The sequence below is a fragment of the Bacillus cereus group sp. BfR-BA-01382 genome, from assembly GCF_022663475.1.
GTDB classification, from domain to species: domain Bacteria; phylum Bacillota; class Bacilli; order Bacillales; family Bacillaceae_G; genus Bacillus_A; species Bacillus_A thuringiensis_S.
The window spans coordinates 16,400-32,121 of the sequence record NZ_JAKUFQ010000061.1; the positions used below are offsets into that span (position 1 = coordinate 16,400).

Consider the following 15,722-nt stretch of genomic DNA (forward strand, 5'->3'; position numbering starts at 1 on the left):
GGACGTAATTACGCCCCTCTTGATTTCAACTTTATTTTAAATCTACTACCAAGTTTACGTTGAATTTTATCTAATGCTTCTCCGCCAAATACTCTTTCAAGTACTCCTGTGCGAATTGCTAACAATCCGTAAACAAGACCGCCAATACCTGCACAAATCGCAACTGTTATAAGAGCACCAATACGGCCATCAGGCGAAATCATGAAGGATAGAAGCCATTGTGATAGTTTTACAGCAACGACCATTATAAGTGTCAGTACTGCAATTTGGAATGTTCTTTTATATACAACACCGAATGAATAGTGTGCGTATTTTTTAATTTGTCGATTTGTATACCAAACAGAAGCTAAGAAACCAACTGCGGTCGCTAGAATTGCTCCTACTGTACCGAAATAACGAATAAAGATTACGTTACATACAAATTTCAAAATAACACCCATAATAAGCGCGACAATCGCATGCTTTTGCTGATTAATCCCTTGAAGAATTGCCGCTGTTACTGTAAATAAAGCAAATAACAATGCAACTGGTGCATACCACATTAATACTTGTCCACCTAATGGATCTGAGTCATAGAAAGCCGTGTAAATTGGATATGCAAGTGTTGAAATACCGATAACTGCTGGCAATGTTAAAAACATATTTGCCTGGAATGTTTGTGTAATTTGTAATTTCAAATAGCGGTATTGTTTTTCAGTAAATGATTTTGTAATTGCTGGTACAAGCGTTAAACTAAACGCTGTTGCAAGTGATACAGGAATCATAATTAACTTATGCGTCCACATTGTGAAAATACCCAGCGCTCGCTCTGCGATATCACCTTGACCAATCGCCTGCATAATTGAGTTAAATGTCAATGTATCAATTTGTTGATATAAAGGAATTGTTAACCCAATTACAACGTAAGGAATCGCATATGCGAATAACTCTTTAAACAATTGAACAGTACTTACTGTTGATTCTGGTACAGTTTGTTCAATTAAATATTGATCCAAATATTTTTTACGTTTTAACCAGTACCAAATTAACACACCGAGTGCTCCAACCGCTGAAACGAACGCAGCAAATGTCGCTACTCCAACTGCTGTTGCAACTGTACCGCCAAGTACTTTAATAACGATAAAACTACCAGCTAATAAAAAGACGATACGAATAATTTGTTCAATAATTTGTGAAACGGTAGTTGGTCCCATAGACTGGTGACCTTGGAAATAACCACGAATTAAACTCGCTGCTGGTACAACAATAAGTGCGAAACTTACAAGACGAATGATCGTCGTAACTTCTCCTACATTATTGTGTATACTTTGTTTACCAAGCATCGCTTCTGCAAACAGTGGCGCCGTCATGTACAGTACTAGGAACGAAAGAACTCCTGTTACTATCATCATAACCATTCCCGAGCGGAACATTCTCCGGCTCGTTTTATAATCGCCAAGCGCATTATATTTGGAAACAAATTTTGAAACAGCAAGCGGCACACCTGCCGTTGCGATACTTAAAAAGATCGTATATGGAATGTATCCATATGTATAGAGCGTTCCGCCTTCTGTGCCTACTAATGCATGAAACGGAAAGACGTAAATCATGCCTAAGAACTTTACTAAAAATGTCCCTAGCGTAACAATAAGCGTTCCGCGCAGAAATTTCGAATCGGACATACAAAAATCCTCCTACATCTACATAAAGTGAAACTATAATTAGTTGGAGACTTCTCTCCTACTCCTTATTAGTTGAACCATTCGAGCATTTACAGGCTAACAGACTCCCTATTTACTTCTCCTAAATCTTGAGGTTTTAGTCTTATCGCCTACAAATAGCAGGATAGTGCTGAACTCTAACTTTTGTATTGTACCACAATTCTCTCATTAAGCAGTACTTCACTCTATTTTTCTTTTAACGGAAAACATGCTATTCTTTTAGGCAGGAAATGTAGAAAATGAGGTCGATATATTATGCATTATGATGTTATTGTCATCGGCGGCGGTCCTTCTGGGCTAATGGCTGCAATTGGTGCTGCAGAAGAAGGCGCAAATGTCTTGCTTCTTGATAAAGGAAATAAACTTGGGCGTAAACTTGCGATTTCTGGTGGCGGACGCTGTAACGTAACGAACCGTCTACCACTTGATGAAATTGTTAAACATATACCAGGAAACGGTCGCTTCTTATACAGCGCTTTTTCTCTTTTTAATAATGAAGATATTATTACATTCTTCGAAAATCTTGGTGTTAAATTGAAAGAAGAAGACCACGGTCGCATGTTCCCCGTGTCAAACAAAGCGCAATCTGTTGTAGATGCACTTTTAACACGATTAAAAGACTTAGGTGTAAAAATCCGTACAAATACGCCTGTTGAAACGATTGAATATGAAAATGGTCAAACGAAGGCAGTTGTACTGCAAACAGGCGAAGTGTTAGAAACAAATCATGTCGTTATCGCTGTTGGCGGAAAATCCGTTCCTCAAACTGGTTCCACTGGAGACGGATACGCTTGGGCTGAAAAAGCAGGTCATACAATTACAGAATTATTCCCAACAGAAGTACCTATCCTGTCAAACGAGCCGTTTATACGTGATCGCTCATTACAAGGTCTTGCTTTACGTGATATAAACTTAAGCGTATTAAACCCGAAAGGAAAAGCTATCATTTCTCACAAAATGGACATGCTCTTCACTCATTTCGGCCTATCTGGTCCTGCTGCTCTTCGCTGTAGTCAATTCGTCGTGAAAGCACTGAAAAAGTTTAAAACGAACACAATACAAATGAGTATTGATGCATTGCCAGAGGAAAATAGTGAGCAACTATTTCAGCGCATGCTGAAACAAATGAAAGAAGATCCGAAAAAAGGAATTAAAAACGTTTTAAAAGGTTATGTCCCTGAACGTTACTTCCTATTCTTATTAGAAAAAAATGAAATTGACAGTAGTGAACAAGCTGGACAAGTTTCTCACGAAAAGATTCGTGCACTTGTGAAAGACTTTAAAGAGTTTACTGTGAATGTAAATGGTACGCAATCAATTGAAAAAGCATTCGTTACTGGCGGAGGTGTATCCGTGAAAGAAATTAATCCGAAAGAAATGTCTTCTAAATTCACGAACGGCTTATATTTCTGTGGAGAAGTTCTTGATATTCACGGTTATACTGGTGGTTATAATATTACATCAGCCCTCGTTACTGGTAGAATTGCTGGAACGACAGCTGGAGAAAACGCGAAAATGCAATATTAAAAAAGAAACAGGGATTCCTGTTTCTTTTTTTAATATTGCCATGAAATCATTATCGGCGATTTCTCAAATATATCGACTTACCGACAAGAAGCGACAAACATCTGCTCCATGTAACTTTCCATTGCTTTTTTGTTGCTTTATATACCTTAGTACCTTTATATTTTATATTGTTGAATATTTAAAAAAGGGTAAGGGGAAAACAAATGAGAAAAAAAGTCATGATGTCTTTAATGTTAATGACGTTTCTTTCTGCGGTAGAAGGAACGATTGTTAGTACAGCAATCCCTCGTATAACGAGTGATTTGTCAGGCGTCGAACTTGTTAGTTGGGTATATGCAATTTATATGCTTGCAACAGCTGTTTCGACTCCAATATACGGAAAGCTCGCTGATTTATTCGGCCGTAAAAAAGTTTTACTGATCGGAGCTACAATCTTTTTAGTCGGTTCTGCACTTTGCGGAGTCGTTACATCGATGGAACAATTAATTTTCTTCCGCGCTCTTCAAGGTATCGGTGCTGGTGCTGTTATGCCAATCACAATGACGATAATTGGAGACTTATATAGCGAAGCGAAAGACCGCGCGAAAGCACAAGGTTGGATGAGTGCCGTTTGGGGTGTATCCGGTGTTATCGGACCGTTAGTAGGTGGATTTTTAGTTGATTCCCTTTCTTGGCGCTATATTTTCTTCTTAAACGTTCCATTTGGAATTATCGCTTGCTTAATGATTGCAATTTACTACAAAGAATCTATTAAGCCCGCTAAACACCATATCGATTATCTTGGTGCAACAGTTTTTTCATTAAGTACAATCGCTCTACTATATGCATTATTAACAGGTAGCAGTAAGCAAAACTGGGGAGACATGACAATTATCGGCCTATTAATCTTTGCCGCTATTTCATTCATTATTTTCTTGTTCATCGAGAAAAAATCTCCGGAACCATTAATTCCTTTAACACTTTTCTCTAACCGTACATTATCTACGATAAATATATTAACTCTTATTGCTGGCGCAATGATTATTAGTATTACAATGTACCTACCAATCTGGAGCCAAGGTGTATTAGGAAAAAACGCTACAGAAGCTGGACTTATTTTAATGCCAATCCCTGTTATGTGGACATTTGGCGCTATTTTCTCTGGTAACTTAGTAGGCAAATTAAAAACGAAACAAATCATTTTACTTGGGGCTAGCATTTTATCAGTCGCTACGTTCTTATTATTTACACTATCAACCAATTCACCATCGTTCCTTATTTATGTAGCAGTTGGATTATTCGGCTTAGGAATGGGGCTTGTGACACCGATTTATATGGTAACAATTCAAGCAGCAGTCCCAGCTCATACACGCGGAACAGCTGTTGGTTTAAACACATTTATTAATACATTTAGTCAAACGTTAGGTGCTGCAATATTCGGTACAATCTTCAATACGATGATTCACGCACGTGGTATTAAAAATCTTGATCTTGTATCTGGTGGACATGGCGGTACTACAGCAAACGTAGTAACCGAATCACAATCCGCATTAGCATCAAGCGTACACGTCATTTATATGAGCACTTTCGTATTAGCAGTATGTACATTAATTATCGCTTGGATTTTATTAAAGCCAGCTACACAAACAAGTGAGCAACAATAAAAAGGATGACCATTTTGGTCATCCTTTTTACATAACATCTACTCTTCATTCTCCACAATATGTTTCAGCATGGATAATTTATTATCCCAAAAACGCTCATAATACGAGAGCCACTGTTGTAATTCTTCTAATGGTTCTGGATGCAAACGATATATCTTCTCTCTTCCGCTTTTTCTTCCACTTACTAAATTCGCTTCCGAAAGAATATGAAGGTGCTTTACAACCGCAGTACGACTCATCGGGAAATGATCCGTTATTTTGGAAATCGGTAACTCTTTGTCACTTAATAACCGTATTACTTCTCGGCGGGTTGGATCAGCAATTGCTTGAAATACATCATATTTCCCTGCTGACGAGGACACTTAGCCTTCGACAACCTTTTTCAGTTTTTCATTTACAATCGCTACCCAACCACCGCTCATTCTATCGCGAATAATAGAGCTCTTCGCATTTGCTTTCGGAAGAATTTCATCAGGATGTTTCCAGCCGCCGTGAATTAACGTAAATTCTGTTTTGTTATCTCCTAAGTCTTTCAAATTAAATGAAACAATCCAGCCATCTGTATCCCATGAGAAAGATAAATGGTTCGGCTCATCAATTTCTAACACTTTACATGGTGATGGCCCAAATGGTGATTGCACATGAAATTCATGTCCTACCTCTAATACAAAATCATTTGGCATAAACCATGACGCAATCCCTTCTGCAGTTGATACTACACTCCATACCTTTTGAATAGACGCGTTAAAAACGATTGTTTGTTTAATATCATTTAATGTATTTTGTTGTTCCATTTTCATTCTCCTTTACTCCGCGTTATAACATAACACCTTTTGGTTGTACTTTGATGATATAACACCTTTTGGTTTCATGTCAACGCTAATTCTTTTACTGTTGAGAAATTCTCAACATTTTTTCAACAGGACAAACACCCTCTTAGCATTTCCTCATAATATACTCACAAAGGCAATACAAAATAAAAACTTCTCTCAACATGAAACTCCATCATTCATATTGAAAGAAGTGCCTTACTTATATCATGCGTACTTCGTCTCTCCTCCTTCCCTCAGGGACAATACGCGAGATATGACAAATCAGAAGGAATATGCCCACCATTTGAGTAGGTAGTTATTTCTCTTCTCCTCAACATTTCCTTAGGAGCGAAATGACTACCGACTCACTTTTTTCAAACAAAATAAAAAGGGGTTGAACGCTATGTTCTATTGCATTAACTGCTCTGATATTCATCATGAAAAACATCCGAATGATAAAGTATTCAAAAACGGTTTTTATATTGATCCATTTTTAGGTGATCGTTATCACCTTGGTATGTGTAAAGATGCCCAAAACCATGAAACAGGGGAGCCTCTTTTAACGACAAAGAAATCAGGCACAACCCAATCTATTATGAACGTATTACCGACACATGTTGTCCCAACATAAAACATAAAAAAGAGCTGGATGAGCCAGCTCTTTTTTATGCTTTATAAACGATCATTGCTGAAAAACAATAAATTTGGTTTTCATCGTCGTTAATGGAAACACCAACTTGGTACTTAATATCTACAAAGTTGCTATCATCAATCTTTTTCAAAAAAACATTCACAGCGTCTTCTAAGTCTTTTTCGTGACTTTCATCAAACACTTTCACACGAATCATGTTAACACCATCCTAGATCGCAGCCCTCCGCCGCTTGATTATTGCCACGGTGCGTATCTATGATGCGATAAAACTTTCCATTCTCATATATATATCCGTCTTCTAACACATATTTTTTATCTTCAGTATAGACATAAAACTTACCTATCATAAATTTACTCGTATATAATTCCAAATAATTTGGTCTAAATTTAGCTACAACTTTATTTGTAATATCAATTTTTATTGTGCGCCCCACCTTCTCTCCCTCCTTTGCAAAGAACGGATTTAGGTATATTGTATTAGCGCTTTTACATTTTATGCTTAAAAATAAGTGGATATGCCTTCTTTCTTCACCTGTACTATTTTTCTAAAAAAATCACTATAAATAAAATCCCCAAAAAAACATAAAAAAAGCACTTTACCTTATTGACTCGAATATAAATATTATGTTATTATATAAAATTTGACATTTTTACATACGTATGCTATCATTAAAAGTGGTTACCACATATGGAGGTGGATGATTTGTTTCAAATTGGTGATAAAATCGTTTATCCAATGCACGGTGCAGGAATTATCGAAGCAATTGAAGAGAAAGAAATATTAGGTACTTCACGTCAATATTGTGTGATACGCATCATTAGTAAAGATATGCAAGTAATGCTTCCGATGGAACAATTAAAAAAATCAGGTATTCGTTATATCGTTGATCGAGGTACGTTAGATGATATACTTCTTGAATTTCAAAACGGGGAGTCAGACCCATCACTCTCATGGAAACAAAGATATACAATGAATATGGAAAAAATGAAAAATGGCAATTTACAAGATAGCGCAGAAGTGGTTCGGGATTTACTTCGCCGTAATAAAGAGAGAACATTAAATGCGAGCGAAAAACAAATGCTAGATAATGCCCGAAAAATGATGATTAGCGAAGTCGCGCTCGTACAAAATGTTACTGAACATCAAGCAACAGAATTTCTTCAAGATACAATTAATCATTAAATTTAAAATAGCTGAACGCTATTTTTTTTGTAAAAAGGACAAAGAGATAAAACTCTTTGTCCTTTTCATATTACCCACGCCCAGCTTGAAACGATGGATATAACGTCATTCCACCATCTGCAAATAGCGTAATTCCCGTTACATAACTCGCCTCTGAAGAAGCAAGCCAAGTTGCTACCGCTGCAATTTCTTCAGGTTTTCCAATATAGCCCATCGGTATCATACTTTCTACGTCAGCACGCTGCTTTGGATCAGCAAATTTTTCTGCATTTATCGGCGTATTAATTGCACCTGGCCCAATATTATTTACTCGAATACCTTTTGACGCATATTCTAGCGCTAACGTTTCTGTCATCAGTTTAATACCACCCTTACTTGCTGCATAGTGCACAAATAGTGGCCACGGAATTTTCTCATGAACACTAGACATATTAATGACAGACCCTTTAATATCATGTTCTACAAAATATTTAATCGCTTCACGACTTCCTAAAAAAGCACCTGTTAAATTTGTATTAATTACCCTATTCCAATCTTCAAGCGGCATTTCATGCGACGGTACCGCGTTTTCTATCCCTGCATTATTAATCATAACGTCAAGCGTACCAAACTCTTTCACAGCAGATTGAATGAGATTCACAACATCTGATTCGACCGTTACATCACCTTTTACAGCAATCGCTTCGCCGCCTACCTTTTTAATTTCTTCTAACACACCATTTGCTTCTGATTCTCGTGAGCGATAATTAATAACCACTTTCGCTTTTTCCTTAGCAAACCTCACTCCCATCGCTCTTCCGAGACCAGTTGCTGATCCTGTAATAACGACAACTTTCCCTGCTAAATCACTATACATTTCTATACCTCCTTTAACTTTTGGCTATACCTAACATAATTCCGGCTGCAATAATAAAAACGATACCGACAACGATACCCGTTAATTGGCGTTTCGTTTTCTTTTCACCTAATATAAGAATCCCACCAAGCGTGGAAATAATAATTCCCATTTGCGATAGCGAGAAACTTGTTGCGACTCCAACACGCGGCTGCGAAATGAATAAAAACATATTTCCAGCTGCCCAAATTAATCCTGGAATAATATTTCGGATTGCATATTTATTAAATGGCTGATGTTTAAAGGTAAGCAAAATCCCACCTAACACCATACCAACTGCTTGTGGCAACAAAGCTGACCAACCATCTACGTTAAATAGTCTAATCACTACAACGTAAACTAAATAACCGACTGTTGAAATTAATAAAATTACGATACCTCTTTTAAAGTTTGCTGCTTGCTCTGCATTTTTTTCTTCTTCACTTTGAAGCGATGTTAAAATAACACCGATAATAATACAAACGAGCGCTAAAATCCCAAGGACGACCGATATTGTCGTGGACCATTCATGAAATACGATAACGCCAAATAAAGTCGTCGCAACTAATTGAAGTCCTGTTGAAATTGGCATCGTCCTCGAAACACCCATTAAATCAATACTTTTTAATTGATTCGCCTGACCAAGCGCCCAAAATAAACCTGAAACAACTCCAACTCCAATAACGGTAGGTGTTAATACTGGCTTCATAAAAATATAAACAACAATTGAGAAAATAAGTGCTCCAAACGTTGTTCCGAGCGTTTGACTATACGGTCCCCCGCCCAGTTTTACATTAAATAGCACAATACTTCCCCAAAATATAGCTGGTAAAATTGCTAAAAATATATCCATCGCCCATTACCTTTCTCTGTAAAATGTCATAAATTGAAACTTTAATCATCCCGCAAAATAGCGGAATAAGTTACCACTCTCAATCATTAGAATGAGCTTTCATTTTTTCTTTTTTGCGAGCACAAATCTTTTCTACAACATCATTAGAAACATTCTTTTCTCGCTCCACATTTTTTACCTTTATATGATCTAAATAATCCTCCAAAGTAAGTGTAACTTTGTCATTTGGGGGATTATGCGCCCCTTGAAAAGTAAGAAATTGTAGCGTCACTTCAAATCTAGGAACAAATTCATCTTTCCTGCCGAGACGCTTTATATTTATAACTGAATCACATTCATATTGATCTTTTGTCACTTGTCTAATAACCGAATAGTACCTATTCAATAAAGCACTCTCTAAAAGCTGTTCCCTTGATTCTTTCGCGAAAGAATCACTTGGAGAAGAGAAAAAGATAGAACATATCACTGTAATAATTACACATATTTTTTTCATAACGTCCTCCTTATCCTATAAGTTAGTGTTCTCAAAAACGCCATAAAAAAACGACTTCCCCTACTTAGGAAAGTCGTTTTAATGAATCCAATATTAACCACCACTCACTGGTGGAATTAGTGCAACAACATCACCAGATTGGACCCTGTCATCTTCATTTGCGTATTCTTCATTAATCGCAACCATAATTGGCTCTGAAACTGGTACATTATATTCTTTCGCAACAACATCTTTTAACTCTGCAACCGTAATATTTTCTTTCTCTATTTGTAATTCACTTGTCCCTGCTTCTTCTTGCAAGTGCGCAAATAACAATACTCGAATCATACTTATAGCTCCTTCCCAGGCTCTCCCGCCGGATATGGTGTTTTTTCTAATTGATCACCAATCCATGAGTCACCATCTTCCCAAAACTCCTTTTTCCAAATCGGAACAATTTGTTTTATGCGTTCCATAATATATTCGTTCGCTTCATAAGCCGCTTTACGGTGTGGTGTTGAAACAGCAACAACAACCGCTATATCAGAAATTTGCAACGTACCGATGCGATGTGTAATCGCAACATATGTATCCGGCCATTTCTCTTTCACTTCCAGGCCAATTTTCTCTAGCATCTTTTCTGCCATCGTCTTATAAGCAACATACTCTAAGTATAATGTACGACGCCCTTTCGTAAACTCTCTAACGGTTCCAATAAATGTTGTAACAGCACCGCATTCACGTCGAATCACTTTCTTCGTTACCTCTTCAATCAAGATTTCTGTATTAATTACTTCATAATATGTATTTGTCATTTCGCACTCCTAACCGTTTGTAAAAACCAGTCTATGTACAACTCTTCTTCTGTTATATGAAATACTTTATATTCTTCTCGTATATTTGCCGGGGCATCATACCACGTAATAATCGCTACTATATTTTCTACTTTATGTAAAAGCTCAACGTCTTCCGCAGAACGAAGTAACACTACTTTCGGGTAGTTCTCTTTTTTATAGCCCTCTATTAAAATTGTATCCACTTCAAAAAACTCATATAAGCGAATAATTTCTTGCAAGGACCATTTCTTTCTTAGTGAAGAAAGTGAAAGCAATCCAGCACCTTCTACACTACTTACGACAGCACCAGCTTTACGGTGTCTTTCGCTATCTTTTTGCGCTACTTCTGGAAAACCTCCGTGCCCGTGATGTTTAATGGTAGCAACCTTCATTTCCCGTTCAGCTAATGCATGCACTATTTTCTCCACAAGCGTTGTTTTTCCGCTATTTTGATATCCTACTATTTGTAAGATTGAAGTGGCTTTGCCCATGGCCAATCACATCCCTCAGAGTGCTCTAACAATAATACAGATACTTTCATCCCGGTCTCAAATCCTCTCGTTCCTCCAGGTAACACAATAAAAGCATTCGCATCTGCAAGTGAAGATACTGCACTCGATTTATCTAAACCGACCGGCATCGCTTGTAACGCCCCGTCCACAATCGTTACGTTTGCTCTTACGAAACGAGTAAATGGATTTGGCTTTGGAAAATCTTTTTGTAAAATAGCATCCGCTCTATATACGTGAGGTTCCTTCGCATACAAATACGTTTTTATAATTGGTTGCACAAATAATTCAAAGCCTACATAACAAGCAGACGGATTTCCTGATAAACCGAAAAGTAACTTCCCATCAAATTCAGCTACTGTCGTTACACTTCCAGGTCTCATGGCTATTTTATTAAAGAGTACATTCGCCTGTAACCTTTCATAAATAGCTGGTAAGTAGTCATAATCTCCTACCGATACACCGCCAGTTGTAATTAAAATGTCGACCTCATCCATCGCTAATTGAATAGCTGTAAAACATGCATCTAACTCATCCGCGAGTTGACCATAATAACGAACTTTCCCGCCAGCTTTCATAATTTGAGCTGCGATCATATACGAGTTACTATTTCTAATTTTCCCCGGTTCTAACGGCTCATGTACTTCTAATAATTCACTCCCTGTCGTTACAATACCGACAACAGGCTGTTTTATAACTTTCACAGTGCTATATCCAAACGTTGCTAGTAAGGCCGCAACTCCTGGATTAATTGCCACACCTTTCTTAACGAGAACTTGATTTTGTTTTATATCTTCTCCTTTAAACGACACATTGTCACCGTTATTAAAAGGGCGTTTTAACTTCATATATGTTTTTCCGTTCTTCTCAAATCCTTCTGTCAGCTCTAGCATTACAACTGCATTGCAATCTTCTGGAATAGCTGCTCCTGTCATAATTCGAATCGCTTCAAAAGCTCCTACTTCTTCTAAAAAAACAGAACCCGCCCCGATCTCTCCTATTACTTCAAATTCAACTGGATTCTCTTGGGTTGCTCCTTTCGTATCTTCTGCTCGAATGGCGAAACCGTCGTAAGGGGAACGATCAAAATGAGGAACTTCATGATCTGAGACAACATCTTCCCCGAGAATTCTCCCGTAACTTTCCGTAATAGAAATTTCTTCTACTTCACCATGCTTCGCATATTTCATTACCCGTTCTACTGCTTCAGCAACTTGAATTGGAATTCGTTTTTCTACCATCGTTTCTCACCTCATATTTGCAATTTTTTTTATCTCGATTAAACTTTATGTATTCAATAGAAATTACTTCAAGGAGGAATTCCATGTCTTCATTTACACATTTTAATGACCAAGGACGCGCAAAAATGGTTGATATAAGTGACAAAAAAGCAACCGTTCGAATAGCAATTGCGTGCTCTAGCATTGTCGTTACGAAAGAAATTTACGATAAAATCTCTCACAATGAAATTGGGAAAGGTGACGTATTAGCAGTTGCGCAAATCGCAGGCATTATGGCTGCGAAACGAACTTCTGATATTATCCCAATGTGCCATCCTTTATTATTAAAAGGTGTTGACGTTTCTTTTGATTGGAAACAATCAGAAGAACAATATCGTTTACTCATTGAAGTAAAAGTTAAAACAGAAGGTAGCACCGGTGTTGAAATGGAAGCTTTAACAGCTGCTTCCGCTACCGCTCTTACTGTGTATGATATGTGTAAAGCTGTCGATAAAGGTATGATTATCGGCGAAACATACTTACTTGAAAAAACAGGTGGAAAAAGTGGAGATTATACGAGAAATTCATAATCCTCTCTCCGTTGAACCTAAAGGATTTCCTTTAGGTTCAACCTATATATCTTGCATATAAACTTTTCGCTACATTCATATCATTCGTCCCATGAATGAACGCCCTGCCATCTGTAAATAAAACAAAACGATATTCTTCTACCGGAAATGATAATAGATAAGGTGTCGCCTTTATCTCTACACTTCTTTGTAAGCGCTTTTTAATTTCTTCTAAATTAAAATTCTTCCGCACACCCGGGCGAATTTGTACTGTATTTCGCCCACATAACACTTCTGTTTTTGTTTGTGCTTCAAATGTTAAACTCGGATATGTACGTAACCTTCCGCAAGATAAACAAGTATCTTTTTTCTGCCTATTCACTTTAAATGCCATCTGTTGATTATTCCAAAGATCAAATGATAACATCGTTTCACGAAGCGCCCCAAAGTCTTCTACTAATATTTTCAGCGCTTCCGTAATTTGATGCGCAACTACTAATTGTACTGCCGGTTGTATAATACCAGCTGTGTCACATGTTGCTCCGCTCGCCGGATGCTCCATTAAACAGCGAAAACACGGTGTTTTCCCTGGTAAAATTGTATACGTTACTCCGTAACTTCCGACACACCCACCATATATCCACGGAATATTATACTTTTGTGAAATATCATTAATAAGAAGACGCGTTTCAAAATTATCTGTCGCATCTAATATTAAATCTACATCACGCACTAGCTCTTCCATTTCTTGCACCGTTACATCCGTCACAACTGGATTTATTTCCACCTCAGAATTAATCGCTTGTAAATGTTCTGCAGCCGCTATCGCCTTCGGTTTATACTGCTTTGCATCTTCTTCCGTATATAGTTGTTGTCTTTGTAAATTACTCCATTCTACATAATCACGATCAGCAATCGTTACTTTTCCAACACCTGCTCTAACAATCGCTTCTGCATTTGCCGCACCGAGAGCACCAGCACCAATAATAAGCACATGCTTCTCTCTTATTTTTCTCTGTCCTTCTTCTCTAACACCAGAAAATAATATTTGTCTTGAATATCGCTCCTGCATGCGATAGCCCCCTTTCTTATCCTCCTATATAAGACATTTCGATTTTCGGACGATTTTTTGCACTTTCTTCTGTCCGTTCATCCGAATACCTATCTTTTCTATTCATCCATACATCTTGTATAACACTTAATAACTCCTCATCCGAAAGATTTCCTCTAAGAAGTTCTCTTACATTCAAACCCTCTGTCGCAAATAAGCACGTATAAAACTTTCCATCTGCCGAAATTCTTGCCCTCGTACAAGAGGCACAAAATGACTCAGAAACAGATGTAATAAAACCAACTTCAACATTTGTTCCAACGTACCGATATCGCTTCGCAACTTCACCAAAGTAATGGACTTCAGCTGGCTCAAGCGGATACACCTTATGAATCATCTCAATCAATTCTCGTTTTGTAACCACTTGATCAAAATTCCACCCATTTGTACTACCAACATCCATAAACTCAATAAACCTAAGCGTGATTCCTTGCTCTTTAAAATACGCAGCCATCGGAAGTACTTGTTGATCGTTCATCCCTTTTTTCACAACCATATTTACCTTTACTTCCAGCCCCGCCTCTTTAGCTGCTATAATTCCCTTAATCACCGGTTTCGTATTAATATTTCGACCATTAATATTCCTAAATATGTCGTCATCTATCGCATCTAAACTAACATTCACTCTATGTAATCCAGCTTCTTTTAATGCCTTCGCTTGTTTCGTTAAATGGATAGCATTTGTCGTTAACCCTATATCTATTAGCCCATCAATTTTCACGAGACGTGCAATCAGTTTTGTTAAATCTTTACGAAGCAGTGGCTCACCGCCAGTAATTCTAATTTTTCGTACACCGATGTTAACAAATAATTTTGCCAAACGCTCAATTTCATCAAAAGTTAGTAAAAACTCATCTTTCAAAAAAGCATAATCTGGCCCAAATATTTCCGCCGGCATACAATATGTACATCTAAAATTGCAACGATCAATGACAGATATACGTAAATCTTGAAGTGGGCGTCCAAAAAAATCTTTAACCATCTCCTGCATCGCCACCCTCCCTTTCTGCCAAATTTCTTTCTTTTCATTCTATTATAATATATTTTCGGACTGCGATGTTTTTGCCCAAGTGAATAAAGTGAAACTTTAAATAATTAGAGGGTATCCACTCCCCCTGGTTAATGAGGTTTACTTCCAGATACAAGGATAAAAAAACCTTGAAACATAAAAGTTTCAAGGTTTTCTGCTTATTAACTTAATCTAATAATCGTTAGAGTAGCCCCTGGCGTTGCCGTAGATAATGTAGCCAACGCAATTACTCCAAATAATTGTAAACTAACTGCAGCTCCAGCAGGCAAGTTAGCGATTATTGTTGCACTAAATGAACCTGCAGCCACTGCCGGAGAGTTTATCGTTCCCGCAAGCGGACTGCCATTTACAGTTATACGGGAACTTACAAGTAATCCTGCCGTTAAATTAATTGTATAGGCTATATAATAGTTTCCTGCATTCGCAACTGTAAATACAGTATTTCCACCACTAACGGTTATTCCTGGTCCAATATTTTGATTGTTTGGTAACGGAATATTCGTGCCACCTAACAAAACAGAAATAATACTTCCTGATGTATTATTCGCAAATGCATATGTTGCAGTTGTACTGACTCCAGTCGCCCCGGTCGCTCCTGTTGCTCCGGTTGCTCCAGCTCCTGTTGGACCAGTTGGACCTTGTATTCCTTGTGAACCTGTTGGGCCTGTATTTCCAGTTGGTCCTTGGGAACCTGTTGCTCCTGTAGCCCCTGTTGGGCCTTGGATTCCTTG

20 protein-coding genes are annotated in these 15,722 nt (G+C 37.7%); 5 read left to right on the plus strand and 15 right to left on the minus strand.

Going from position 1 to position 15,722, the window contains the following annotated elements; all coding sequences use genetic code 11:
- Positions 1-8: 8 nt before the first annotated feature.
- Positions 9-1,661: a putative polysaccharide biosynthesis protein gene (locus MR160_RS21325; RefSeq protein WP_001284026.1), complete on the minus strand. Its 1,653-nt coding sequence runs from the start codon at positions 1,659-1,661 to the stop codon at positions 9-11.
- A 294-nt stretch (positions 1,662-1,955) separates the two neighbouring features.
- On the opposite strand from MR160_RS21325, the gene MR160_RS21330 reads away from it, so the two are divergent.
- Positions 1,956-3,227 carry a BaiN/RdsA family NAD(P)/FAD-dependent oxidoreductase gene (locus MR160_RS21330; protein WP_242297996.1) on the plus strand — a complete coding sequence of 424 codons (1,272 nt, stop codon included), beginning with the start codon at positions 1,956-1,958 and terminating at the stop codon, positions 3,225-3,227.
- A gap of 203 nt (positions 3,228-3,430) precedes the next feature.
- The gene (locus tag MR160_RS21335; RefSeq protein ID WP_001228024.1) at positions 3,431-4,870 is read left to right on the plus strand and encodes an MDR family MFS transporter; all 1,440 of its coding nucleotides are present in this window, start codon (positions 3,431-3,433) and stop codon (positions 4,868-4,870) included.
- Positions 4,871-4,908: 38 nt separating this feature from the next.
- Here the strand turns inward: MR160_RS21335 and MR160_RS21340 are convergent, their stop codons facing one another.
- Positions 4,909-5,232 carry an ArsR/SmtB family transcription factor gene (locus MR160_RS21340; RefSeq protein ID WP_242297997.1) on the minus strand — a complete coding sequence of 108 codons (324 nt, stop codon included), beginning with the start codon at positions 5,230-5,232 and terminating at the stop codon, positions 4,909-4,911.
- Positions 5,233-5,664, minus strand: a complete 432-nt coding sequence (locus MR160_RS21345) for an SRPBCC family protein (protein ID WP_000437764.1) — start codon at positions 5,662-5,664, stop codon at positions 5,233-5,235.
- Between the two features lie 421 nt (positions 5,665-6,085).
- Between MR160_RS21345 and MR160_RS21350 the strand changes: the two genes are divergently transcribed.
- Positions 6,086-6,313, plus strand: a complete 228-nt coding sequence (locus MR160_RS21350) for a DUF3973 domain-containing protein (protein WP_000498990.1) — start codon at positions 6,086-6,088, stop codon at positions 6,311-6,313.
- A gap of 34 nt (positions 6,314-6,347) precedes the next feature.
- Here the strand turns inward: MR160_RS21350 and MR160_RS21355 are convergent, their stop codons facing one another.
- Together MR160_RS21355 and MR160_RS21360 are read right to left on the minus strand one after the other, a co-directional pair.
- A complete protein-coding gene (locus MR160_RS21355; protein WP_000621751.1) occupies positions 6,348-6,530 on the minus strand; it encodes a sporulation protein Cse60 in 183 nt (60 codons plus the stop codon).
- A 1-nt stretch (position 6,531) separates the two neighbouring features.
- Positions 6,532-6,768 carry a DUF2553 family protein gene (locus MR160_RS21360; RefSeq protein WP_000533804.1) on the minus strand — a complete coding sequence of 79 codons (237 nt, stop codon included), beginning with the start codon at positions 6,766-6,768 and terminating at the stop codon, positions 6,532-6,534.
- Positions 6,769-7,022: 254 nt separating this feature from the next.
- Here MR160_RS21360 and MR160_RS21365 point away from each other — a divergent pair, with 254 nt between their 5' ends.
- Complete coding sequence (locus MR160_RS21365) at positions 7,023-7,517, plus strand: CarD family transcriptional regulator (protein WP_000451446.1); 495 nt, start codon at positions 7,023-7,025, stop codon at positions 7,515-7,517.
- Between the two features lie 70 nt (positions 7,518-7,587).
- Here the strand turns inward: MR160_RS21365 and MR160_RS21370 are convergent, their stop codons facing one another.
- The 7 genes from MR160_RS21370 to MR160_RS21400 form a co-directional block, all read right to left on the minus strand.
- Positions 7,588-8,373 carry a glucose 1-dehydrogenase gene (locus MR160_RS21370; RefSeq protein WP_000286680.1) on the minus strand — a complete coding sequence of 262 codons (786 nt, stop codon included), beginning with the start codon at positions 8,371-8,373 and terminating at the stop codon, positions 7,588-7,590.
- A gap of 13 nt (positions 8,374-8,386) precedes the next feature.
- A complete protein-coding gene (glcU, locus tag MR160_RS21375) occupies positions 8,387-9,244 on the minus strand; it encodes a glucose uptake protein GlcU (protein WP_000350863.1) in 858 nt (285 codons plus the stop codon).
- Between the two features lie 79 nt (positions 9,245-9,323).
- Positions 9,324-9,737 (minus strand): DUF3888 domain-containing protein, encoded by a 414-nt coding sequence (locus MR160_RS21380; RefSeq protein WP_000717657.1) that lies wholly within the window; start codon positions 9,735-9,737, stop codon positions 9,324-9,326.
- A gap of 93 nt (positions 9,738-9,830) precedes the next feature.
- On the minus strand, positions 9,831-10,064 hold the full coding sequence (gene moaD, locus MR160_RS21385) for a molybdopterin converting factor subunit 1 (protein ID WP_000621773.1): 234 nt from the start codon (positions 10,062-10,064) through the stop codon (positions 9,831-9,833).
- A gap of 2 nt (positions 10,065-10,066) precedes the next feature.
- Positions 10,067-10,531, minus strand: coding sequence for a molybdopterin synthase catalytic subunit MoaE (moaE, locus tag MR160_RS21390; protein ID WP_000185946.1), 465 nt, complete (start codon positions 10,529-10,531; stop codon positions 10,067-10,069).
- Complete coding sequence (gene mobB, locus MR160_RS21395) at positions 10,528-11,049, minus strand: molybdopterin-guanine dinucleotide biosynthesis protein B (RefSeq protein ID WP_002081993.1); 522 nt, start codon at positions 11,047-11,049, stop codon at positions 10,528-10,530. The genes moaE and mobB overlap by 4 nt, the downstream gene beginning before the upstream one ends.
- Positions 11,013-12,302: a molybdopterin molybdotransferase MoeA gene (locus tag MR160_RS21400; protein WP_000229704.1), complete on the minus strand. Its 1,290-nt coding sequence runs from the start codon at positions 12,300-12,302 to the stop codon at positions 11,013-11,015. The genes mobB and MR160_RS21400 overlap by 37 nt, the downstream gene beginning before the upstream one ends.
- A gap of 83 nt (positions 12,303-12,385) precedes the next feature.
- Here MR160_RS21400 and moaC point away from each other — a divergent pair, with 83 nt between their 5' ends.
- Positions 12,386-12,871, plus strand: a complete 486-nt coding sequence (gene moaC / locus MR160_RS21405; RefSeq protein WP_242298000.1) for a cyclic pyranopterin monophosphate synthase MoaC — start codon at positions 12,386-12,388, stop codon at positions 12,869-12,871.
- A gap of 37 nt (positions 12,872-12,908) precedes the next feature.
- Here the strand turns inward: moaC and MR160_RS21410 are convergent, their stop codons facing one another.
- The 3 genes from MR160_RS21410 to MR160_RS21420 all read right to left on the minus strand — a co-directional run.
- Entirely contained in the window at positions 12,909-13,922 is a 1,014-nt protein-coding gene (locus tag MR160_RS21410; protein WP_001158115.1) for a molybdopterin-synthase adenylyltransferase MoeB, read from the minus strand.
- Between the two features lie 16 nt (positions 13,923-13,938).
- Positions 13,939-14,952, minus strand: a complete 1,014-nt coding sequence (gene moaA / locus MR160_RS21415) for a GTP 3',8-cyclase MoaA (RefSeq protein ID WP_001157113.1) — start codon at positions 14,950-14,952, stop codon at positions 13,939-13,941.
- 200 nt (positions 14,953-15,152) lie between these two features.
- Positions 15,153-15,722: BclA C-terminal domain-containing protein (locus tag MR160_RS21420; protein ID WP_242298002.1), on the minus strand; the 570-nt coding region annotated here is incomplete at its 5' end.